Source organism: Caballeronia catudaia (assembly GCF_001544755.2).
Taxonomy (GTDB): domain Bacteria; phylum Pseudomonadota; class Gammaproteobacteria; order Burkholderiales; family Burkholderiaceae; genus Caballeronia; species Caballeronia catudaia.
The window spans coordinates 1-21,474 of record NZ_FCOF02000024.1 but is presented as its reverse complement, the minus strand read 5'-3'; the positions used below and the strand labels follow the sequence as shown (position 1 = coordinate 21,474).

The following is a 21,474-nucleotide window of genomic DNA, read 5'->3' as shown; positions in this document are numbered from 1 at the left end:
GAACGGTCATGACCACACACGCAAGTCTTCATTTGTGAACGCGGCTTTCGAAACTCGATGGTTCACATACCGCTTCGCCTGCGGGAAACTCTTTCCAGGAGATGGGTGCGGCCAAGCAACGAGCCCGTTAGACCGTAGTCAAACAACTCTGGAAAGCGTCAGAAATGAAACTTCCTCTGGAAAACATCACGGTGGTATCGCTGGAGCAGGCAATCGCTGCTCCGCTTGCAAGTCGGCATCTCGCTGACTGGGGTGCGCGTGTCATCAAGATCGAAAGACCCGATAGCGGCGATTTCGCTCGCGGATACGACAAGGCGATGCACGGTTTGTCGAGTCAATTCGTTTGGGCGAACCGTTCGAAAGAGAGTCTGGCGCTAGACGTGAAATCCGAATTCGGACAAGAGGTGCTGGACGAGTTGTTGCCGCGCGCGGACGTATTCATTCAGAACCTCGCGCCGGGCGCGGCGAAGCGGCTCGGTCTCGATGCGAAAAGCCTCGTCGAACGCTATCCGCGTCTCATAGCCTGTGATATTTCGGGTTATGGATCGACAGGACCGTATGCGCAAAAAAAAGCCTACGATCTTCTGGTTCAATGCGAAACCGGGTTCTTGTCAATCAATGGAACGCCCGGTGAGCAGGCGAAGTGCGGCCTGTCCATTGTCGATATCGCGACCGGCATGTACGCGCTAAACGGGATTCTGCTCGCACTCTATCGCCGTGAGCGCACAGGAAAGGGCACTGCATTCGAGGTCTCATTGTTCGACTCCATGGCCGAATGGATGAGTTACCCGGCCTATTACACGCGCGACAGCGGAAAACCGGTCGAACGCACGGGCGCTCGCCACGCGACGATCGCGCCGTATGGCCCATTTACTGCGGGAGATGGCAAGACCGTTTTCTTCGGTGTACAGAACGAACGGGAGTGGCGTAGCTTCTGTGAAAAGGTGCTGCGAGACCCGAAGGTGGGAACCGATCCGCGCTTCGCGACTAACCCGGCTCGCGTGCGAAATCGGGAAGCACTCGAGGCGTTGATTAACGAGAACTTCTCCAGATGGACGAGCGGCGAAGTGAGCGACCTTCTTGAGCGGGCCGCAATCGCCAATGGACGCATGAATACGGTCGAGGAATTCCTCGCGCATCCGCAATTGCACGAACGCGGAAGAGTGACGTCGATCGACAGTCCGGAAGGCCCGCTGGAGGTATTTCTGCCTCCGTTGATTGTCGACGGACTTTCGCCCGCAATGAAAAGAGTCCCTGACGTCGGAGAGCACACCGAGGACATTCTCGGCGAACTTGGATTGCATCCGTCACGCTTGCGCATTGCTTGATGTACCTCCGAACCGTTCTAAGGACCCATGTTCCATGCGTGTAACCCGAACCTTTCTTGCGATGCCGGCCAATCTCCGTCGCATGGTCGAATCCGCGGCGCGGAGCGCTGCAGATGCAGTCTTTCTTGATCTGGAGGACGCGGTTCCGCAAGATCAAAAGGAGGCCGCGCTCGCCGGCGCCATCCAGGCGATAAACGAACTCGACTGGGGCAAAAAATGGGTGAGTGTTCGCGTCAATGTGCCTGGCAGCGGGACCATTGAGACGGAGATTGCACGGTTGTCGATGTCCGCGCCGCGCCTCGATGCGCTGCTCGTTCCGAAAGTCGAGCGGACTGCGGACATCGACAGTGTCGTCGACACGATCGGCAGATATGGCCAGCATCGATCGACGCCGATCGGTCTCGAAGTCATGATAGAAACCGCTCTCGGACTGGCGAACTGTGAACAGATTGCTGGACATTCGCCGTTGATCGAGTCGCTGCACTTCGGCGTAGGAGATTTTTCGGCATCGATTGGCGCGAAAGGAGTCGACATCGGGCTCTCGCATCCGGCGTATCGATTGACGTCTCGGTCGCCGCAAGGGGATTGCTCGAGCACGGCGCTCGATATGTGGGCTTATCCGATGATGCGCATTTTAGTTGCAGCCCGCGCTCACAACCTCAGAGCGATCGATGGGCCCTGTGGGGCATTCCGCGATGCGACGTTGACTTCCGCATTGGCGATCAAAGCCGCAACGATGGGATATGACGGCAAACAGGTTATTCACCCGTGCCAGATCGAGGCGACGCATAGCGCATTTGTCCCGAGCGACGAGGAACTGCGCAATGCACAACGCGTCATCGCCGCGCTGACCGAGGCCGAGAAGGACGGGCGCGGTGCCGTACAGGTCGACGGCAAGCTGGTCGACTACGCCAATATCCGGATGGCTGAGCGTGTCATTTCGATGGCCCGTATGGGTGACATGTAGACCTTCGATGTCATCGGGGAGTATTTTCGGGTGAAATCGACCGGAGGCCTCGGTTCTTCAAGTGGTTTTGCCGCAGTTCGACTTTGAACATTGATGTCGTCCGGTTCTGAGGCAGCGCTGTCAACTTGCGACATTTTGTCGAAGATGACGCATTAGGCGCTGCGGCTCAGAAGCATTCAACGGAATTTGGGTGACGCTGGTAAATCCGCGCCATGCGGCGAACCGCGCTGCGAGTTGTTTCCGATAGAGTGAAGCGCGCAGCAGATGCCGTTTGAGCGCAAAATGTTGCCGGATTGGACCGAAGCACGATCTTGCGCGGCACCGGACTCGAGCGCAGCACACGCTTGAAGAAGCGTTTGGCGGCGGCCTTGTCGCGCCGCTTTTGCAGCAGGATGTCGAGTCGGCGCCATGCTCGTCCACCGCACGCCACAGCAGGTAAGGTTCGCCACACAGGGTGACGAACATTTCGTCGAGGTGCCAGGTGCTACCTGGCTTGCGTCGCGCGGCTTTCACCCGGTGAGCGAAGCCCTTGCCAAACTTGTCACACCAACATCGGATCGTCTATGTCACGAACACACCACGCTCGAAAAGCGGCTCTTCGATGTCGCGCAAGCTCAACTGGAAGCGGAAGTACCAGCGCACGGCGCAACTGATGACGCCGGCCGGGAAGCGGTGACCGTGATAGAGCGATTTCGATTTCTTCATCGCATCATCTTACGTGAACGACCCAACAACCTGACAACGCCCGCGCTCGTCGCGTAGTTGACTTTATTCGCGACCGTCTTATTATGTTTTTGGTGAACAAAGACCGGACAATCGCTGGAAGTTCTCTGGCTATATAGGGCTGTAGTCCTTGTTGGGGCCTCGGTGGTGGAGATATTGGACGCAAATAGGCTTTTGAAAGACGAATTACGAGCCGATGTTCAACCGCCTCTGTTGCAAGTGCCGAGGGCAGAGGATTTCATTGCTTTGGAATTGTTAGGCATATCGCGATAGACGCGTATCGCTAGTTCAACTCCGATAAGCTTGCCTCACCAAGAGAAGCCTCTCTTGCTCTGTGCGGCTGCAGCCCCGATGACGCGCGCGCAATCAACCCATTAGCGCGCGTTAGTGCGTCACTGAGGCAGGATTGCGAGCGCCTATTCCATCACTTTAGGAAGATCAAAGAGGCCGATCGGCGCGTGCGTCGCTCGCTAATAGATTGGTGGAAGATCGCCAAGGTTAGCGAGTTCCGCTACGACCCGCACTTCGATAGTCTGATGCAGAAGTTTTTGGCGACGCAGCTTAGCGATAAGGCAAACGGGCTAAAGAAAAGCGTAGCGATGCGTCAGGAAGAGGACAAGGTTCTGCAGGCGACGACAAGCCTGAAACGAGTCTGGACGGGTAGGTTAGCGACGACCGCCGCGAAAATTTCCGCGCGCTCGTGATCGTGCGGTGCTCACCGGCATCCTCTTCGTCTTGGCGCGGCAACGAGAGCGCGATCATCTTCGAAGCCGACGACGGCACGGTCACGAACGTCACCTATCAGGATTTGCTCGATCGCGTCCGCCGCCTCGCCAATGCGCTGAAAAAGCGCGGCGTGAAGAAGGGCGATCGCGTCGTGATCGTCGTGTTCGGCGGCTTCTCGTCGAAACTGCCGAATGAACGTCTCGTCGATGTCGGCGCGGTCGCGCTTATCACCGCGGATGAGGAGATGCGCGGCGGCCGCACGCTGCCGTTGAAGCGCATCGCCGACGAAGCGCTCGCGGCGGGCGGCTGCGAGAAGGTTACGCACGTCATCGTGTATCGCCGCACGGGCGGCAAGGTCGCGTGGACCGCAGGCCGCGACGTGTGGCTGCACGAGATCGTCGAGCGAGTCAGCTCCTGGCCGATGCCTCTTGAAGCGTCATATGCAGCAGCTGCGACTCAGCCTGCTTGTCGAGAATGATGCTGGTGTCGAAGCTGCTGTCTCTCGTAGGGAAGTCTTGCCGGAAATGTCCGCCGCGGCTTTCGCGGCGTTCCAGCGCAGCGCGGGCCATCAGATGAGTCACCAAAAGCATATTTTCCAATTCGATGGCGGCAACCTGATCCGCGGGCGACTCAAGTGCTGCATGTCGCAAGCGCTCGCTCAGTGAAGTGCATGTGTCGATAAGCGATTGCAGGCCGTCACCAGTTCTGACAATGAGAAGGTGACGGTTCGCTGCCGCTTGCAGCTCTGCGTGGAGACTTGGAATCGATTCCGACATCAGCCCCTGCCTCGCAAGTCTCTCTTGGAGCTTTTGCACCTCTCCCGTCAGGTCATTGAGCCTGGAAGAAGTGACACGCTGCGATTGAACTGCTGCAGCGGCACCTGCACGACGACCGAAAACTTGACATGTTACCGCCATGTTACCGCCAAGCCTGTCAGCGCCGTGTGGACCCGCGGCAACTTCGCCTGCGGCGAACAGTCCCTTAAGCGAAGACTTGCCGTCGGCGTCGATCAAGATGCCCCCATTGACAGCGTGCGCAGAGCATGTCACTTGAAACTTATCTTTGAACAAATCTACGTTTCGCTCTTTGTACCACTGATAAGTCATAGGCCACATCTTGGTGATGCTGCTCTCCTTATTTGCAAGAATCGCGTCGAAGTTTGTTTCGGCGAAATCCATAAAGACACCACCTTCTTCGGTGCCTCTGCCCTCGTTGATCGCCGTCTGGATAGCGATCTCGACGTATCGTGAGACGTCACTCGCGCTGAACGGAAAATGTTTCGCCTTCTCGCCGATTACTTCGCCCTCTGATAGACCATCTGGCAAATAATCTCTCAGGAAGGGTTTCCCATTTCTGTCTGTGAGACGGGGATGGGCGTCCCACAGGTAGTTCCCAAATAGGTTGATGAACGGCTTCAACGTACTGACGCCTGCCTGCATGAATTCGAGATTTGCGAGTCGTGCACCTGCGCGGAACGCCATAGCGTATCCGTCGCCAGTGATGTCGGAGGGGTAGAGGTTTTTGGCAAAAATCTGACTAGCCCCGCCTGTCGTCAGAATCGTTGACTTGGCTTCTATAACAAGTGGCCTACCTTCGCTATCCAGCGCCAGGACGCCGACGCACTGGCCGTCCCTCACGATGAGATCGACAATGATCGTGCGGTCCAATACCTGAATGCGCCGCCGCGTCGCTTCCTGGCCCAGCGCTTTGACGATCGGTTTGAAGTGTTCCGGGATCACATGCGAGCGTGGGACAGACGAGAAGCAAGCTTTGAAAACCAGGTAGCTATTCGCATCCTTTTCGAATTTGACGCCGAAGTTCTCCAGATACTTCATCGCGTCTTCGGCTTCATTTGCGAGGATGCGCGCGAGCGCAGGATCGGCCATACCTTGAGCGGCACGGAGAATGTCATTGATGAAAATCTCGGGGCTGTCGCCATTCCTTCCAGCGTTATCAGGAACATTGAAGGCACCCACCTCGGCGACGCTATGAAACGTGGCGCCTGACTTTCGGAATTCACCTTTGATCGTGACTAGCACGGAGGCGCCATTGGCCTCAGCCTCGAGGGCGGCGCGCAGTGCAGCGCCGCCGCCTCCGACCACCAGCACGTCTGTGGAACGGGTTTGTGGTTCTTCCAGTTGGTTCATTAACGTTCCTCCGAAGGAAAGCGGCCGCCTTAGTTGGGATCATCGAGTCTGACGTATTCAGCTTTATCTCGACGATTTTCTGAATGCGCTTTCAGAGCATGGTACGCGGCCGGTTCCGGTGCTGCGATGGGTGTTTGTGCGGATGACTGTGCGTGCGATTAATCAGCGAGGCGGCGGCCTCAGCGGTTTTCTCCGGGGCTTAGCGGTAGACCCTCGAATGATCAGTTGATACGGTAAAGCGGTGCTGATGGGGATGGGAATGCCAGCGATGGCGTTGGCAAGACAATCCGCCGCCAAGCGACCGATTTCCCTGGCAGGCGTTCCGATCGTCGTCAGGGAGGGTTCGAGCTGTGCCGCCAGTTCGATGTCGTCGAAGCCGGTGATAGTAAGATCTTGCGGTACCCGCAGCCCCAGGGCGCGGGCGCCCGCTAGCGCGCCTACGGCCAACGTATCGGTCGTGCAGATCACGGACGTAATCGAAGGGTTTGCTGTGACCAGCTCTTTTACCCCGCGTCTCCCTTGCTCGACAGAGTGGGTGCAGTTCACGACGCGGGTGTCCTCAAGAACCAGACCTTCTTCTTCCAAAGCGCGTTTGATTCCAATCAAGCGAGCACGCGTTCGGTCACTGGAAGATTGTGTGTTTGCGATGACGCCAAAGTCGCGGTGTCCAAGCTGCAACAAATAGCGCGTCATATCGTAGGTGGCGCTAGCGTTGTCGATTCCAATGGCAGGTACTGCATTGAGCGATTCGCTTACGTAGGTGGTCAGAAACGGCACCTGCATGCGCCTGATCAACTCGTACGTTTCGTGCAGATGCGACCCCCCCACAAGCACAATGCCGTCGACACCCCGCTCTGTAAGGGTTCGAACCTCCTGCAGTTCGCGTTCAGCATCGTATTGGCAGACGGCAATGAGCAGCGTGTATTCAAGCTCGGAGAGTCGACTCTGCAATGCTTCAATACCTTCTGCAAAAATACTGGTCCCCAGCGTCGGCACAACGACACCCATTGTCCTGCTGCGGCGAGACATCAGTGCACGGGCCGCGTTGTCCGGCGTGTACGAAAGCGCGACGATCGCCTTCGAGACCTTGTCACGCAGTTCCTGCCGAACAATGTCGGGGTGGTTTAACACGCGCGAGACCGTCGCCGGCGACACATTGGCCATGCGCGCGACATCTTCGAGTCGTGGTTTGCCTGCCGTGGCTTTAACGCCTTTCGCTTGAGCGTGGACTGCCATATTTTCCTGTACAGCGACTCCGGATGAAATTCGAAACGCACCTTGCGTGTAGGCCGCCCAAAGCGCGTGGTCCGCGTTAACCCTCTACTTCAATTTCTTGACAACATTCTGAGTTGAGAAGAGTATAACTGAAAGCGCTTTCAGGTCTCCGAGTTTATTTCGAAGAAACACGCGCTATAAAGGCTCGTTGTCAGGCGAAATGGCGGCGACCGACAGACGAGTCAACGCGAGGAATTCGCGACAAACAGGCTGCAACTGGAGACGAGAATGGAAGCAAGACTGTCTGAAGCGGTCGTAGCGCCGGCGGCCGACGAAACTAGACGTACAAGCAAGCGCATTACCTTGGGGTTAGGAGGCGGAGTCCTGCTTGAGTGGTACGACTGGAACGTGTACGGAATCATGGCAGCGTTCCTGTCGCCGCACTTCTTCCCTTCAACTGACCCGGTTACCTCATTGTTGGCCGCTCTAGCGGTCTTCGGTGCAGGCTTTTTTGCCCGCCCGATCGGTGCGGCGATTCTCGGCCCAGTGGCTGATCGAACTAGCCACAAGCGGGTTATGATGATTTCGGTCTCTGCCATGGCGGTATCGTCGCTCGTCATCGCCCTGTTGCCGACATACGAGAAGATTGGTGCGTGGGCCGCTTTCGCACTCTTTGCCATTCGCATAGTTCAGGGACTTGCGACTGGAGCAGAGGCGGGCGTTGCGAACGCTATCGCAATCGAACTTGCTCCTCCAGGTCGTCAGGGGCGATACCTCGGACTGATTGGGGGCACCTTCATCCAGGCAGGAATTTTCGGATCGACCCTGGTGGCGTTCTTTGTCAGTGCGTCTGTGTCCCGGGTGGAACTGACCGAGTGGGCATGGCGAATCCCATTCGCTATTGGTGGGGTGTTGGGTCTGGCCGTGATCTACCTGCGAAGCGCCCTCCCGGAGACGCTGATCAAGACCGCACTTCATCGAGAGGATGAATTCGCGAAAGTGCACGACACGACAGCCGGCGTCTGGAAGACGCTTTGGAAAGTGCGTCTCTCTTTGTTGGCGGTGGTCTTGGTAATCGGCTCAATCCAGATTGCCAACTACGCGTGGAATACCGGCCTGCCGAATATGGCCAACGGTGTGTTCAAAGAAAATAGCACGGCCGTCTTCGGGATCACGACTGCCATGGGGATCGTCTGGATCATTTCCGGACCGATCATTGGCGGCCTCGCCGACAAGGTCAAGCTCTCGAAAGCTTTTACGATCCTTCGTCTGCTGTTGATACCGGCGTTCTTCATCACTCTCTTCTATACGGAACGAAGCGCTCTGCTATTCGCGGCGATCATGATCGGCGGAGGTGCGATCGTCGGTTTCAACATGAGTCTCTACAACTATGTCGCTACGACGCTCATGCCGAAAAGCGTGCGTACAACCGGTGTGGCGATTGGCTATGCCCTTGGAGTGTCGATCTTTGGCGGCCCATCCGCATACCTGCTCGTATGGTTGCAACATCATCATATCGCTTGGTTGTTCCCCGTCTATGGCTCAATTATCACCGCGCTCAGCGTTGCGGTTTATTGGATGGCTAAACGACGTGGAATGGTCTACGTCTCGGAATGAGACCTAGGGGTTGCAGTCGCCTCCTCGTAGGCGATTGCTGCATCGTCTTGCTGAACATGCCCTTTGGGCTGCTTCGAGGGTAAGTTATGAATCACCTAAAGGGGCTGCGCGTCGTCAGCTTCAACCATTTTTTCATGGGTCCCGTCGGGATCCAGTTCCTCGCGGATATCGGCGCTGAAGTCATCGCTATTGAGCCCATAGAGGGTGCCTTCCAAAGAAACTGGGGAGGAGCCAACAAGACGGTCGATGGCCAGACCATGCTTCTACTGTCTGGCAACAGAAACAAGAAGAGCCTTGCCCTTGATCTCAAAGATCCGAACGGCCTTGCCATTGCTCGCGAACTGATCAAGACGGCAGACGTCGTAGCTGAGAATTTCAGGCCAGGAGTCCTGGATAAGCTTGGCTTGGGTTATGACGCCGTCCGCGAGATCAAGCCGGACATTATTTATGCATCCGCGTCAGGATACGGATCCGACGGACCGTATGTGAACCGACCTGGACAGGACCTGTTGATCCAGGCACTTTCGGGCCTGGCGACGATCACGGGAACAAACGATGGTCCTAGGGCAGTTGGCGTCTCCGCGGTCGACCATCATGGCGCGGCACTGTTCGCCGCAGGAATACTTGCCGCATTACTGCGACGAGAGAGGACCGGAGAAGGGGGGCTAGTTGAAGTCAGCTTGCTATCTGCTGCAATCGATCTTCAACTCGAATCATTTACGTGCTTTCTAAACGGCGAGACTCCTGACGACGTCAGGCAACCGAAGCCGCTGTCGGGGTGGTATTTCGGTGCACCTTATGGCATCTACCAGACGAAGGACAGCCACGTCGCCATATCGCTCGGTAAGCTTTCGATATTGTACGACTCCCTTGACGTCGCTTACGATGATCGAATCAGTGATGATGATGCGTACACGCGCCGGGATCAGGCAGCACGCACGATCGCCAATGCGGTGATTCGCTTCACGACATCGGAATGTGAGGCTCGTTTCGCCAAGCACGGAATCTGGCATTCCCGAATCAATGATTATTCCGACGTGGTGGTCGATCCGCAGGTGCGACACAACAAAAGCTTTGTAACGATTCAGGGCGCGACCGGCAGCGACATAACGCTCGTGAGACATCCCATTACGTACGATGGTGCCGTGCCGGAAATCACGCTCGCCCCCCAGCCTCTCGGGGCCCAAACCGAACAGATCATGACAGAGTTGGGTTACGACAAGCAACGAATCCACGAACTCCTTTCGAAGGGAGTGATCCGTGCCTCTGTCGAGTTCTTACAAGAGTAGGGCCATAGGGTCACAGTTGTACTGAAAGAACAAATCCACGTTGGTGAGCCACCTTGCACTATGACGGTCATTTCCCCCAAGTCGCTTTTTTTTAGCGTAGTCGGCTGAACATTAAAACAGAGACCGTGCTCGCTCAGATGGACATATGACTCGAACAGATGGAAGGGCTCGCCAAGCGACGAATCATCAAGCTAGAAGCCGCGACGCCGACAGAGGCCGGCATTGATTGCAATCAGCGCTCGCGGGTCATCAAAACCGACACAACCAAATGCTTCGACACTCTATGCAACGTGAATGGACAACGATTAGCGTGACGAGGCCCACCGGGGGCGTCGCGCTGATCAATTTGAATCGACCTGCCCAACGGAATGCGTTGAGTACGACGCTTCTTCGAGAAGTCGCCGATGTGATGCTGCAGGCGCAGGCGGACCCGGCCGTGAAGGTCGTCGTGCTTACTGGCAAGGAAAAGTTTTTCTCTGCAGGAGCCGACATCAAAGAGATGCACGCTGGCGGATTTGAAGCACTAAACAACCCGTCGCGGCAGACGAGCTGGGACGCCATTGCGGGCTTCCGTAAGCCAATGATAGCGGCAGTGCAAGGCGTGTGCTTTGGCGGAGGACTCGAATTCGCGATGTTGGCCGACGTCATTATTGCAGGTCAAACCGCCAAGTTCGGTCAGCCAGAAATCACGATCGGTATTCTGCCGGGCGATGGGGCGACACAGCGCTTGACTCGCGTCGTCGGAAAGTCGTTGGCGATGCAGATGATACTGAGCGGTGAGCCAATTAGTTCGGAGGTTGCGTTACGCGCGGGCCTCGTGAGTGAAATGATTCCGGACGGCGAAGTCGTAGAAAGAGCCATAAGCTTAGCGACCGTCTTCGCAACACGTGCACCGCTAGCGCTACAACTCGCGAAAGAGGCTGTGTTGGCAGCCTATGAGACGTCACTCTCGGCAGGTCTCGCCGTCGAGCGCCGCGCGATTCGCTACGCGTTTACGACGCAAGATCAGCGTGAGGGTATGGCGGCATTTATCGAAAAGCGCCCGCCTGTGTTCACTGGCTCGTGAATCGCACGCCAATCGCTTCTCGGGACGTGTCAGGTCACTAAAGCTTTTATCGGCGGATTGACGGTTTTTATTCGAGAGCGAAAGGCTGCAGCAGATCTCGCAGGTGTGCGTCGATCATCCACGGGATGCGCTTTCAAACGAGAAGAAGGCAAGGGGGAGGAAGACAGTTGGACACCGTATGTTGCTGTCATGTGCCGGTCATCAGGATCGAGGACTACAAATACGGCGCGCACGTCAAGACGCCGGACTTTCATCTCGCGCCCATCGAGGCGCTCAAATCGACGCTGTTGTATCCGCATCGCCATGACTTCTATCACCTGATGTGGGTCATCGCGGGCAGCGGCTCGCATGTGATCGATTCAGTGCGCTACGAAGTGCGTCCGCATACGCTCTATTTCATGTCGCCGGGACAGGTCCACGATCTGGACCTGTCCGCCGATACGCTGGGCTATTCGATCAGCTTCTCGTCCGAATTCTTCGCGTTCCGGGTGCAGAACCGGCATACCGAAACGGAGGTGCCGGTCTACAACTTCGAGCAGCTTGATCCGTGCCTGCATCTGAACGAGCTTCAGGTGCGCGACCTCACGCGCGTGATGGACGGCATACGCCAGGAGTATCAGGAAGAACTGATCGGCTACACGGATGCAATCTGGGCCTATCTGCATGTGTTTCTGATCAAGGTCGCGCGCATGTGCGACGCCGCGGCCATGCGCCATGCCGCCGCGTCGCGCAGCGTGCTGCTGTCGCGCCGCTTCAAGAGCTTGCTGGAGAAGCACTTCGGCTCGGTCGATCAGGCGGCGGACTACGCGCGCCTGCTTAACGTGACCGAGCGCGCGCTCAACGAGGCGACGCGTCAGGCGCTCGGCAGCACGGCTCCCAAGCTGATCCGCGACCGCGTAATGCTCGAAGCGAAACGCTTGCTGCTGCACTCCGAAGTGAATATCGCCGAGATCGCCTCGATGCTCTCCTTCGACGATCCCGCCTATTTCAGCCGCTGCTTTCGAAAGCACACAGGCCGCTCGCCGATCGACTACCGGCGCAGTCTCGAGAAGCTGCATATCTGAGACATCATCGTTTGCGCGCGGAAATGTCCAACAGTTCACGCGTTTCATCCTAACGCCGTCGCGCGGGCGCTTCTTAGAATCGTCCTGCGTATGACGAACTTCAGGAGACACCGTGTCGAACACGACAAAATCGCTGACCCTTTCCCACGATCAGGCGAATCTCTTTCGCCAGACCCTCGATAAAACCGCCCAAAAGGTAGCCGCCGACGAACTGACCTTCGGCGTGGAATTCCCGCAAGTCACGGGGCCCGATGGTCAATGGGTGCGCCTACCCGCGTCTCTTTCCGCCGGTTACGACGGCGATGCATGGAGCCACGGCAACTGGTTCTGTGGCTTCTGGGTTGGCCTTTTGCTGACCTCGTATCTTCATACCGGCGAGGCGCGCTTTCTCGAGTGGGCACGCGCCCGCATGCTGCTGGTCGAACAGCGGGCGCAGGACCCGAACACGCACGATATCGGCTTCATCTTCGATAGCAGCGCGGTGCCGGGCCATCACATCACCGGCGACGAATGGTTCGCGAACATCGCGCTCCAAGCCGCCGACAAGCTGCGCGCGCGGCTCGTCACCACGCGCAACGGCGCCTATATCGCGTCGTGGGGGCCGATCAGCGATCGACGCGGCCGCAGTGCGTCCGCGATCGATACGATGGCCAACCTCTCGTTGCTCTATTGGGCCGCAGATCACGCCGATGATGGCAGCTACCGGCAAGCCGCCGACGCGCACGCCGAGATGACCGCGCGCGCGTTCGTTCGCGACGACGACTCGACGTATCACGCCGTCGAATACGACGTGGAAAGCGGCGCACGCAAGCGCGGCTACACGTTCCAGGGCGCTTTCGACGAATCGGCGTGGAGCCGCGGTCAGGCGTGGGCGATTTACGGTTACGTGAACTCCGCGCGCGAGACCGGCAAGCGCAAGTATCTTGATCTGGCCGAGCGACTTGCGGACTACTACCTGCGCCGGCTCGACGGCCGTCAGGTGCCGCCGTGGGATTTTGACGCCACCGGCCGTGACGCTGACATCAAGGACACCGCCGCCGCCGCAGTGGTCGCATCGGCGCTGCTCGAAATGGCGCGCCTGCATCCCGATCCTCAGGCTGCGGCGAAGTGGCATCGTCACGGCGTCGCGATGCTAGAGGCCTTGTGCCGCGACGAGTTCACGAAGGGCGGCCAGCACGGCCTGCTGCACAACTCCTGCTATTCGAAGCCGCATAACATCGGCGTCGACGGCGCGACCATGTTCGGCGATTTCTTTTTCGTCGAGGCGCTGTGCCGCGCGGTGCATCCGGGTAAGCTGCGCCCGCTGGACGATGCGCGCATCGCTCTTGCCTGACGCACTCGCTCCTTCAGACCACGCCCGCATCCAGGATGAGGGCGTGGTTTGCGCTCAAGCTCTATATTGATCGGTAGCTTTTAGAGTCAACGCCCGCCTGGTCATGTGCTTCCCCATTGTCACCAGTTCGTGGCGCTGATGGATCGGGTGCATGTCTGCGACGGTGCGCAGCCGCGCCTGGTTCAAATAGTTCTGGACAGGATGTCGGCTAAAAGATAGGTAAGGTTTCGCCGACTGTCTTCCGGAAAATGAGCCATGCGGGAGTCATGGCCACGCAGTGGTCTCTGCGCGAGCCTGTCTAAATGCCCGGCGAAGTTCGGGCGACAGCACGAGTGTAGTAGTGCATGCCCCCGCGACGTTACTGCCATTTACGCCATGCTTGCTGCTTCATGCATTCTCATGCCGCTAGATCGCGTGCCATCAATGCTTTGTTAAAGCGCAGTTCCTTCAACGCGGAAAGTCCGCTTAACACGACGCGTCCATGCTGATTTCGGACGGTCGTATCCATGACGAGGATGTGCTTCGCGGGCTTCTTCTCGACGACGCAAACGTTGATCGTCACCGTATCATCGATATGGACCGGCCCGAGAAAGCGCAATTCTTGTCCGACATACGCGAAGCCCGGCCCGGTCAGTTGCGTATGCGCCGCCGACACCAGCGCCGCGGTGAGGAGCCCGTGCACGACGCGCCGGCCGAACGGCGAGCATCGCGCGAAGGCGTCTTCCATGTGCAGCGGATTCAAGTCGCCGGACAGTTGCCCGAACGCGTTGACTTCGGCTTCGGTTATCGTGTGCACGATAACCTGATTACGGCCGATTTCGACTTCATCGAAGCGCAGGAGCGCCGGCCAGTTGTTCGCTTGTGCGCTCATGCTTGTCTCCTCGAGGTGAGTGCGATGCCGCCCTCGACATAGGCGTCGATCTCTTGCGGCGTATATCCCAGTTCCGCGAGCACTTCGCGGGTATGTTCTCCCTGCTTCGGCGGATGCCGGCGCAAGGGCGGCGCCTCGCCGTCGTAACGCACCGGATGCGCGAGCACACGAACCGATCCCGCCTCCTCATGTTCGAACGACATGATCATCTGGTTGTGCGCGACCTGCGGATCGTTTTCGACCTGTTCGTAGTCGTTGACCGGCGCGAACCAGATGTCGTGTTCCTCGAAAATGCGCATCCATTCCTCGGTGGTGCGCGTCCCGAGGGCGTCGTAGACGAGGCGGTTGATTTCCTCGCGGCGCAGCACGTTGTCCTTCGGATGCGTGAACTCGGCGAGCGCCGGGCACGACAGTGCCCCCGCGAGCTTTTGCGTCGGCGTGAGCGACATCGCGATGTAACCATCGCTTGTCCGATACACGCCATAGGGCGCGGGATGAAAGCGGCTGCCCGTGGGCGGATGCGTGCGCGCCCAGAGCGGCCCCTTGTTCATGTAGTACGTGAACGGTTCGATCTGAAGATCGAGCGCGGCATTGAGCAGATTGCTTTCGATGCGCGTGCCCACGCCCGTGCGTCCGCGCGCCTGCAACGCGGCGACCACGCCGAACGCGGCGAGCACGGCGGCGTGCTGATCAACGATCGCGGAACCGACCGGCGTGGGTGGCGATCCGGCATCGCCGGAAAGCATGGTCATGCCGCTCATCGCCTGCAACAGCAGATCCTGGCCGGGACGTCTCAGATACGGTCCCGACGAACCATAGCCGGTGCACGAGCAATACACGAGACGCGGATTGACCTCGTGTACCCGCGCATAGCCGAAGCCCATTCTGTCGAGCACGCCGGGGCGATAGTTCTCGATGATGACATCGGCCTCGCGGATCAGACGCCACACGATCTCGCGCGCGGCTTCTTCGCGCAGGTCCAGCGATATGCTGCGCTGATTGCGGTTGCCGAGCAGAAAGAACACGCTCACGCCTTCGATGAACGCATCGGCGCCGGTCCAGCTGCGCTCGAAGGCGCCGCCCGGTGGCTCGATCTTGATGACGTCCGCGCCGACATCGGCGAGCATCTGCACGGCGGCGGGGCCTTGCAGAAAATGCGTGAAACTCAGTACCTTGATGCCTTCCAGCATAAATACTCCCCTCCGTTTGACGCGCGTTCACGCAAGCAGCGTTCGCGCGAGGATCATGCGTTGTATTTCCGATGTGCCTTCGACGATTTCGAGCACCTTCGCGTCGCCGAATGCGCGCGCCACCGGGAACTCGGCCATCAAGCCGTAGCCGCCGTGAATCTGCAGCGCCTGATGCGCGGCCTTCATCGCGTGCTCGGTGGCGAAGAGCTTCGCCTTGGACGCTTGCGCGTCGAACGGTGCGCCCGCGTCCCTGAGTGCGGCGGTGTCGTAGAGCATGAGACGCGCGGCGTGCGCGTCGGTCGCCATGTCGGCGATCTTGAATTGCAGCCCCTGAAACTCGGCGATCGCACGCCCGAACGCGCGGCGCTCCTTCATGTACGCAATCGAACGGTCGAGCGAGCCCTGCAGGATGCCGAGCGCCAGCGCGCCGATCAGGATGCGCCCGGTGCTGATCTGCCCGAGCGTCTGACGCAGGCCCGCGCCGCGTTCGCCGAGCAGTTGATCTGCGGGAATCGCGCATTGCTCGAAGAACAGTTCATGCGTGATGGAGGCGCGCCAGCCGATCTTGCGCAGCTTGCGGCCTTTGCTGAAGCCGGGCGTGCCCTGCGGCACGATGAAGTTGGAGATTTCCTTGCGGCCATCGGCACGCGTACCGGTTACCGCTGCTATTACCGTCGGCCCGCCGATCTCCGTGCCCGAATTGCTGATGAACGTCTTCGCGCCGTCGATGATCCAGCGCTCGCCATCGAGGCTCGCGCGTGTGGAGATGTTGGCCGCATCCGAGCCGGCATCGGGTTCCGAGAGGCCGATGGAGCCGATCTGCGTGCCATCGAGGATGGGCCTCAGAAAGCGCTCTTTCTGCTCCACGGTGCCGTAGTTCGTCAGCAGGCTGGCAACCGTCGAATTGGCCATCAACGCATTCGCGACGGCGCAGTCGATGCGCGCGAGCTCCTCCAGCACGATCACGAAGGAGAGCCAGTCGCCGCCGCCGCCGCCGAATTGCTCGGGATAGGGGAGGCCGGTGAAGCCAAGTCCGCAAGCCTGCCGCCAGAGCGTGTAAGGGAAGGCTTCCTTTTCCCAGAGCGTTTCCGATTGCGGTGCGATTTCCTTTTCGGCGAAGCGTCGCACGGCTTCGCGGATCATCGTGTGCTGTTCGCCGAGCCAATGCGGTTGATTGATCGAAGTCGTCATGGCGTGGTCGTTACGGGGTTGGATTGATGGGTGCGTCGCGCCCGCTGGCGATCGATGAATTGCCTGAGGCCGGCGCGTGCGCCTTCGCTTGCGAAATTCACGGTGTATTGCGCAGCCTCGAAATCGAGTCCTGCGGACAAGGGCAATTCGTTCGCGCGGTTCAGCGCGCGCTTGGCCATTTCTATGGCGAACGGGTCATATGAAGCGAGCGTCTGCGCGAGCGCCTGCACGGCATCGAAGAGGGCATCCGGCTGAGCGATTTCGTGGATCAGGCCGAACGCCTCGCATTGCTGTGCGGAAAAGCGTTTGCCGCTCATCACGAAGCGCTTGGCGAGCGCGAGGCCCATCTTGGCGACGGCCATTTGCGTACCGCCCCAGCCTGGCATCGTATTGAGCGTGATCTCGGGGAACGCGAAACTCGCATTCGCCGACGCCACGATGAAGTCGCACGCGAGCGCCAGCTCGAAGCCGCCGCCGAACGCGTAGCCGTTGACCATGGCGATGGTGGGCTTCGCGCAATCGTGCAGCCTGAGCAGTACGCGCTGGCCGCCCACCATGTCGCGATACGCGCTCACGCTGTCGATTGACACGAGCCGTTCGATATCGTTGCCCGCCGCGAACGCCTTGTGCCCGCTGCCGGTGACGGCGATCACCCGCGTGGCGTCGTCGGCGAGCGCATCGTCGATTGCTGCGGCGAGCGCCTCCAGCATCTCGGGCGTGAATGCGTTAAGTTTATCGGCGCGGTTGAGCGTCAGAAGACGCAGCGGGCCGTGTTGAGTGACGAGGACGGGAAGCGTGTTCGTCGGCATGGCGTCACAGCACTTTCAAATAGGTCTTGCCCGATGCCACGACCACGCCGTCCTGGCGGGTTACGTCGGCGGCGAACACGCACACGTTGCGCTCCTCGTCCTTTTCTTCGAGCAAGAGGCGCGCGGTCACGGTATCGCCGATGAACACCGGCGCATTGAAGGTAATGTCATAGCGATACGACACGGCGCCGGGGCTGGGCGCCTTCTGCGCCATATAGCCCATGACGGTGGAGAGAAACCCGACCGACAGGCAGCCCTGCGCGATGCGCTTCTCGAAGCGCGTGCTCTTTGCATACTCCTCGTTCAGATGCACGGCATAGAAATCGCCGACGATGCCGGCAAAGCCGTAGATGTCGTATTCGGAGACGGTCTTGGCGAAATCGGCCGTATCGCCGATTGCATAGCAATCCATATGAGAACGTTTGGCCATGTCGATGAATGTCTTGATTGGTTGGGGTTATTACGGACGATGCCGGAAAGCATGTGCCGTCAGCGTGGAAGTCACTTTAAAGAACGCCACATCAGACCGGTAGGACGGTTCGAGCAATCTTTTGGACTTTTTTGCAGCGCGCCGCACCATGCGCGGGAGCGCCGTTAAAAAGTCCAAGAAATTCGAAGACTGGTCCTAACGCACCAACCACGCGATCACAAATACTTGCCTCAACCCGCCGGCCTGCATCCGTGTTCGTCGATGCAAGGCGCCCGCAGGCGGTGCCAATATCCAGCAAGGAGACAAGATGATTTCGCTTTTCAAGGCGCAGAACATGCTGCGCGTGGCGCTCGCCGCGGTCATCGCCGCGGCATCGTCCAGTGCGATGGCAGACGACAAGATCGTGATGAAGCTCGGCCATACCCTCGCGCCGGACAATCACTATCAGCTCACGGCGCAGGTGTTCGCCAAGGAAGTCGCGACACGCACGCATGGACATGTCGAGATTCAACTGTTCCCGCAATCGCAACTCGGAGGCGAGGTCCAGATGGCGCAAGCCCTGCGCACGGGCACGCAGGATCTGATGATCTCCGCGCAGGCGCCGATCGACAACACCATCAAGCAATGGCAGATCTTCGACATGCCATACCTCTTCTCCAACATGGATGAAGCCAATCGCGTGCTGCAAGGTCCGGTCGGCCGCAAGTATCTCGACATGATGAAGCCCGTCAACATGGTGGGCCTCACGTGGCTTGCGGTGGGCGAGCGCAACCTCTTCACGACCAAGCGTCCTGTCACGACGCTCGCGGACATGAAGGACCTCAAGGTGCGCGTCATGCAGAGCCCCGGCTATATCGCGGGCTACAAGGCGCTCGGCGCGAATCCGACGCCGCTTGCCTATAACCAGTTGTTCCTCGCGCTCTCGCAGGGTCTCGTCGATGGCGCGGACACGTCTCCCGAGCAATTCGTCCAGGACAAGTTCTCCGATGTGGCCAAGCATTTCTACGTGACGCACGTGAACTATCTGCCGGTCGTGCTGGCGATGGGCAAGGCTTCGTGGGACAAGCTTTCTCCTGCGGACCAGAAGGCTTTCCAGGAGTCGGCGAAGATCGCTGCCGACTTCGACCTCAAGGAATACAAGCGCGAATACGACGACGCCATCGCGACGATGAAGTCGAAGGGCATCCAGGTCACGGTGATCGACACCGCGCCGTGGGCGCAGGCTACGAAGGCCGCGCGCGAGGAACTGATCTCGAAGATTCCGGACGGCCAGGCGCTCTATCAGGAAATCAACACGGCCAAGCAGGCTTCGGCGGTCGCATCGAAATGACGGATGCGAACCAAGTCCGTGGCATAACCACGCCAGCGGAGGTGACACGCATGGAAAAGCTCGCGCGCGGCTTGATGTTGGTCGACGACATCGTGCTAAAGATCAATCTGTTCGTCTGCAGTTGTCTGTTGCTCGCAGCGGTGATCGTGGCCGGTCTCGGCGTGATTTTCCGCTTCGTGCTGCACGATTCGCTGTCGTGGTCGGATGAAGCGTCGGCCTATCTGTTCGTGTGGCTCACGTGCCTCGGCGCGGCGGCCGGCGTGAAGCTGCGCGCGCATCCTGAAGTGCGTGTCCTGGCGGATCGCGTGCCGGCTGCGGTCGCCCCGTTGCTCAAGGACTTCACGGACTGCGCAGTGCTTGCGCTCGGCACGGTGTTCGTGCTGTACGGCACCGACATGCTCGCCCTGATGGGCAGTGAAACCGCGACGTCGATTCCGCTCTCGATGGTCTATCCGTATCTCTCGATCCCCTTGTGCGGCGGGCTGCTTGTGTTCCATTCGTTGGTACGCATCGTCGTGTCGCATCTCGCGCCGCAGGCGCAGAGCAACGCCGCGCTGGTCGAGGGCGTATCCGAACACCTCTAGGACAAACATCATGTGGGCAATCGCTTTTGGAGCAGGACTGCTCGCGCTGGGCGTGCCTGTCGCGATCTGTATCGGCATCGCGGCGACGCTCGCGCTGTCGATCAACGGCACGCCGCTGCTGGTGATTCCGCAGCAGCTCTTCTCGAACCTCAACAACGTCGGCCTGCTCGCCATTCCGTTCTTCATGCTAACGGGCGCGATCATGGATTCGGGCGGCGTATCGAAGCGCATCATCGAGTTCTCGCAGGCGCTCGTCGGCTTCATGCGTGGGGGCATCGGCCAGGTGACGATCGTCGCCAGCATGTTCTTCGCCGACCTCTCTGGCTCGGCCACGGCGGATACCGCCGCCATCGGCTCGGTGATGATCCCGGGCATGGTGAAGAAGGGCTACAACCGCGCCTTCGCGGTGGCGCTGCAGTCGGCGGCGGGTTCGCTCGGGCTGCTATCGCCCGTGTCGATGAGCATGCTCGTGTATGCATACACGGCCAACGTGTCGGTCGGCACGATGTTCATCGCCGGCATCGTTCCGATGCTGCTCGTGGTCGCATCGTTCATGATCGTCAACTACGTGACGGCCGTGAAGCACGAGTACAGCGCGGTCGAGCCGTTCGATGCACGCAAGCTGTGGAAGACGTTTCGCGAGGCGTTCTGGGCGCTGCTCACGCCGGTCATCATTCTGGGCGGCATTCTCGGCGGCATCTTCACGCCGGTCGAGGCGGGGGTGGTCGCTGCGGTCTATGTGACGCTCGTGAGCGCGTTCATCTTCCGCACGCTCAAGCTCTCGCATTTCAAGGACATCCTGGTTCGCACCTCGGTGAACACCACCCGCGTGTCCTTTCTGCTCGGGCTTGCGTTCGTGCTGGGCCGCTATCTGATCGAGGCGCAGATTCCGCTGCATGTGGCGAACAGTTTCCTCGCCATCACGACGAGCGCCATCGTGCTGCTGATCCTCATCAATCTGTTTTTGATCGCGGCGCATACCGTGCTCGAAACCATTTCGAGCATCGCGGTGGTGATTCCGGTGTTCCTGCCGCTGGTCGTGCAGATGCACATCGACCCGATTGTGTTCGGCGTTATCGTGCTGATCAACTCGGCCATCGGCATCAACTTACCGCCCATCGGCTTTTGCCTCTTCACGGCGGCTTCGATCGGCGGCGTGTCGGTGGAGAAGGCGACTCGCGCGATCCTGCCGTTCATCTTCGCGCTGGTGATCGATCTTATGCTGATAATCTTCTTCCCTCATATCCCGCAGTTTCTGCCGCATCTGCTGGGTGCAAAGTGACGCGTTGACCTGTTAGCAACGCGCGGGCTAGGCATCGGTTCTCGTCTTGTCGGCACCTGCCCAGCTCGCGAGCCTTGGGGGCGTCTTGAGTTGCCTCCATAACTTTGGACCCTCGTAGACCGTTAAGATGCTGATGCAACGGTTCGACGGAAATTCCGTGGGAGCGGTACTTCAGCCATCGGGCAGCTTTCAGAGTATATGAGCCGCTCGGATGGCGGCTTTTGTGATGTGGACGAGCAGGACAAGCGGCAGCTCGTGGCCGATAACCTGTTCATCGCATTGAAGCCGTACCGCTTCGCGCTTACTCGTCCT

At 59.1% G+C, this 21,474-nt stretch carries 17 protein-coding genes and 2 pseudogenes; 11 read left to right on the top strand and 8 right to left on the bottom strand.

Annotation, left to right across the window (positions count from 1 at the left end; genetic code table 11):
- Positions 1-164: 164 nt before the first annotated feature.
- On the top strand, positions 165-1,328 hold the full coding sequence (locus AWB75_RS23025) for a CaiB/BaiF CoA transferase family protein (RefSeq protein ID WP_061126357.1): 1,164 nt from the start codon (positions 165-167) through the stop codon (positions 1,326-1,328).
- Between the two features lie 34 nt (positions 1,329-1,362).
- Complete coding sequence (locus AWB75_RS23020) at positions 1,363-2,295, top strand: HpcH/HpaI aldolase/citrate lyase family protein (protein ID WP_061126356.1); 933 nt, start codon at positions 1,363-1,365, stop codon at positions 2,293-2,295.
- Between the two features lie 120 nt (positions 2,296-2,415).
- Here the strand turns inward: AWB75_RS23020 and AWB75_RS23015 are convergent.
- Positions 2,416-3,000, bottom strand: a pseudogene (locus tag AWB75_RS23015) (IS6 family transposase).
- 760 nt (positions 3,001-3,760) lie between these two features.
- Here AWB75_RS23015 and AWB75_RS23005 point away from each other — a divergent pair.
- Positions 3,761-4,171, top strand: a pseudogene (locus tag AWB75_RS23005) (AMP-binding protein); the annotation flags it as partial.
- Here the strand turns inward: AWB75_RS23005 and AWB75_RS23000 are convergent.
- Both AWB75_RS23000 and AWB75_RS22995 read right to left on the bottom strand, forming a co-directional pair.
- Complete coding sequence (locus tag AWB75_RS23000) at positions 4,152-5,891, bottom strand: FAD-binding protein (protein WP_087086761.1); 1,740 nt, start codon at positions 5,889-5,891, stop codon at positions 4,152-4,154. The pseudogene AWB75_RS23005 and the gene AWB75_RS23000 overlap by 20 nt on opposite strands.
- Positions 5,892-6,053: 162 nt before the next feature.
- Entirely contained in the window at positions 6,054-7,127 is a 1,074-nt protein-coding gene (locus AWB75_RS22995) for a LacI family DNA-binding transcriptional regulator (RefSeq protein WP_061126353.1), read from the bottom strand.
- A 267-nt stretch (positions 7,128-7,394) separates the two neighbouring features.
- Between AWB75_RS22995 and AWB75_RS22990 the strand changes: the two genes are divergently transcribed.
- From AWB75_RS22990 to AWB75_RS22970, 5 genes are all read left to right on the top strand, one after another.
- Positions 7,395-8,723: an MFS transporter gene (locus AWB75_RS22990; RefSeq protein WP_061126352.1), complete on the top strand. Its 1,329-nt coding sequence runs from the start codon at positions 7,395-7,397 to the stop codon at positions 8,721-8,723.
- Between the two features lie 86 nt (positions 8,724-8,809).
- Positions 8,810-10,012, top strand: coding sequence for a CaiB/BaiF CoA transferase family protein (locus tag AWB75_RS22985; RefSeq protein ID WP_061126351.1), 1,203 nt, complete (start codon positions 8,810-8,812; stop codon positions 10,010-10,012).
- Between the two features lie 310 nt (positions 10,013-10,322).
- Positions 10,323-11,078 (top strand): enoyl-CoA hydratase-related protein, encoded by a 756-nt coding sequence (locus tag AWB75_RS22980; protein WP_235012204.1) that lies wholly within the window; start codon positions 10,323-10,325, stop codon positions 11,076-11,078.
- 167 nt (positions 11,079-11,245) lie between these two features.
- Entirely contained in the window at positions 11,246-12,142 is an 897-nt protein-coding gene (locus AWB75_RS22975) for a helix-turn-helix domain-containing protein (protein ID WP_061126349.1), read from the top strand.
- Between the two features lie 112 nt (positions 12,143-12,254).
- Positions 12,255-13,475, top strand: coding sequence for a glycoside hydrolase family 88 protein (locus AWB75_RS22970; RefSeq protein WP_061126348.1), 1,221 nt, complete (start codon positions 12,255-12,257; stop codon positions 13,473-13,475).
- Positions 13,476-13,872: 397 nt separating this feature from the next.
- On the opposite strand, the gene AWB75_RS22965 is transcribed toward AWB75_RS22970, so the two are convergent.
- Genes AWB75_RS22965 through AWB75_RS22945 form a run of 5 tightly spaced genes read right to left on the bottom strand, consistent with a single transcriptional unit; the run spans position 13,873 to position 17,966 of the window.
- The gene (locus AWB75_RS22965; protein WP_061126347.1) at positions 13,873-14,346 is read right to left on the bottom strand and encodes a MaoC family dehydratase; all 474 of its coding nucleotides are present in this window, start codon (positions 14,344-14,346) and stop codon (positions 13,873-13,875) included.
- Positions 14,343-15,536: a CaiB/BaiF CoA transferase family protein gene (locus AWB75_RS22960; protein WP_061126346.1), complete on the bottom strand. Its 1,194-nt coding sequence runs from the start codon at positions 15,534-15,536 to the stop codon at positions 14,343-14,345. The genes AWB75_RS22965 and AWB75_RS22960 overlap by 4 nt, the downstream gene beginning before the upstream one ends.
- Positions 15,537-15,563: 27 nt before the next feature.
- Positions 15,564-16,727: an acyl-CoA dehydrogenase family protein gene (locus AWB75_RS22955; RefSeq protein ID WP_061126345.1), complete on the bottom strand. Its 1,164-nt coding sequence runs from the start codon at positions 16,725-16,727 to the stop codon at positions 15,564-15,566.
- Complete coding sequence (locus AWB75_RS22950; RefSeq protein WP_061126344.1) at positions 16,724-17,536, bottom strand: enoyl-CoA hydratase/isomerase family protein; 813 nt, start codon at positions 17,534-17,536, stop codon at positions 16,724-16,726. Before AWB75_RS22950 ends, AWB75_RS22955 begins: the two co-directional genes overlap by 4 nt.
- A 4-nt stretch (positions 17,537-17,540) precedes the next feature.
- Positions 17,541-17,966: a MaoC family dehydratase gene (locus AWB75_RS22945; protein ID WP_235012203.1), complete on the bottom strand. Its 426-nt coding sequence runs from the start codon at positions 17,964-17,966 to the stop codon at positions 17,541-17,543.
- Positions 17,967-18,273: 307 nt separating this feature from the next.
- On the opposite strand from AWB75_RS22945, the gene AWB75_RS22940 reads away from it, so the two are divergent.
- The 3 genes from AWB75_RS22940 to AWB75_RS22930 are packed head-to-tail and all read left to right on the top strand — an operon-like array spanning position 18,274 to position 21,162.
- The gene (locus tag AWB75_RS22940) at positions 18,274-19,296 is read left to right on the top strand and encodes a TRAP transporter substrate-binding protein (protein ID WP_061126342.1); all 1,023 of its coding nucleotides are present in this window, start codon (positions 18,274-18,276) and stop codon (positions 19,294-19,296) included.
- A 50-nt stretch (positions 19,297-19,346) separates the two neighbouring features.
- On the top strand, positions 19,347-19,880 hold the full coding sequence (locus tag AWB75_RS22935) for a TRAP transporter small permease (RefSeq protein ID WP_061126418.1): 534 nt from the start codon (positions 19,347-19,349) through the stop codon (positions 19,878-19,880).
- Positions 19,881-19,890: 10 nt separating this feature from the next.
- Complete coding sequence (locus tag AWB75_RS22930; protein ID WP_061126341.1) at positions 19,891-21,162, top strand: TRAP transporter large permease; 1,272 nt, start codon at positions 19,891-19,893, stop codon at positions 21,160-21,162.
- Positions 21,163-21,474 lie beyond the last annotated feature (312 nt).

Bases quoted from the DNA above. Each gene is read 5' to 3' on its own strand.
- AWB75_RS22930 (WP_061126341.1), top strand. From the start codon at position 19,891: ATGTGGGCAATCGCTTTTGGAGCAGGACTGCTCGCGCTGGGCGTGCCT.
- AWB75_RS22950 (WP_061126344.1), bottom strand. From the start codon at position 17,536: ATGCCGACGAACACGCTTCCCGTCCTCGTCACTCAACACGGCCCGCTG.
- AWB75_RS23025 (WP_061126357.1), top strand. From the start codon at position 165: ATGAAACTTCCTCTGGAAAACATCACGGTGGTATCGCTGGAGCAGGCA.
- AWB75_RS22990 (WP_061126352.1), top strand. From the start codon at position 7,395: ATGGAAGCAAGACTGTCTGAAGCGGTCGTAGCGCCGGCGGCCGACGAA.
- AWB75_RS22945 (WP_235012203.1), bottom strand. From the start codon at position 17,966: ATGGCCAAACGTTCTCATATGGATTGCTATGCAATCGGCGATACGGCC.
- AWB75_RS22940 (WP_061126342.1), top strand. From the start codon at position 18,274: ATGATTTCGCTTTTCAAGGCGCAGAACATGCTGCGCGTGGCGCTCGCC.
- AWB75_RS23000 (WP_087086761.1), bottom strand. From the start codon at position 5,891: ATGAACCAACTGGAAGAACCACAAACCCGTTCCACAGACGTGCTGGTG.
- AWB75_RS22995 (WP_061126353.1), bottom strand. From the start codon at position 7,127: ATGGCAGTCCACGCTCAAGCGAAAGGCGTTAAAGCCACGGCAGGCAAA.
- AWB75_RS22955 (WP_061126345.1), bottom strand. From the start codon at position 16,727: ATGACGACTTCGATCAATCAACCGCATTGGCTCGGCGAACAGCACACG.
- AWB75_RS22960 (WP_061126346.1), bottom strand. From the start codon at position 15,536: ATGCTGGAAGGCATCAAGGTACTGAGTTTCACGCATTTTCTGCAAGGC.
- AWB75_RS22985 (WP_061126351.1), top strand. From the start codon at position 8,810: ATGAATCACCTAAAGGGGCTGCGCGTCGTCAGCTTCAACCATTTTTTC.
- AWB75_RS22935 (WP_061126418.1), top strand. From the start codon at position 19,347: ATGGAAAAGCTCGCGCGCGGCTTGATGTTGGTCGACGACATCGTGCTA.
- AWB75_RS22965 (WP_061126347.1), bottom strand. From the start codon at position 14,346: ATGAGCGCACAAGCGAACAACTGGCCGGCGCTCCTGCGCTTCGATGAA.
- AWB75_RS23020 (WP_061126356.1), top strand. From the start codon at position 1,363: ATGCGTGTAACCCGAACCTTTCTTGCGATGCCGGCCAATCTCCGTCGC.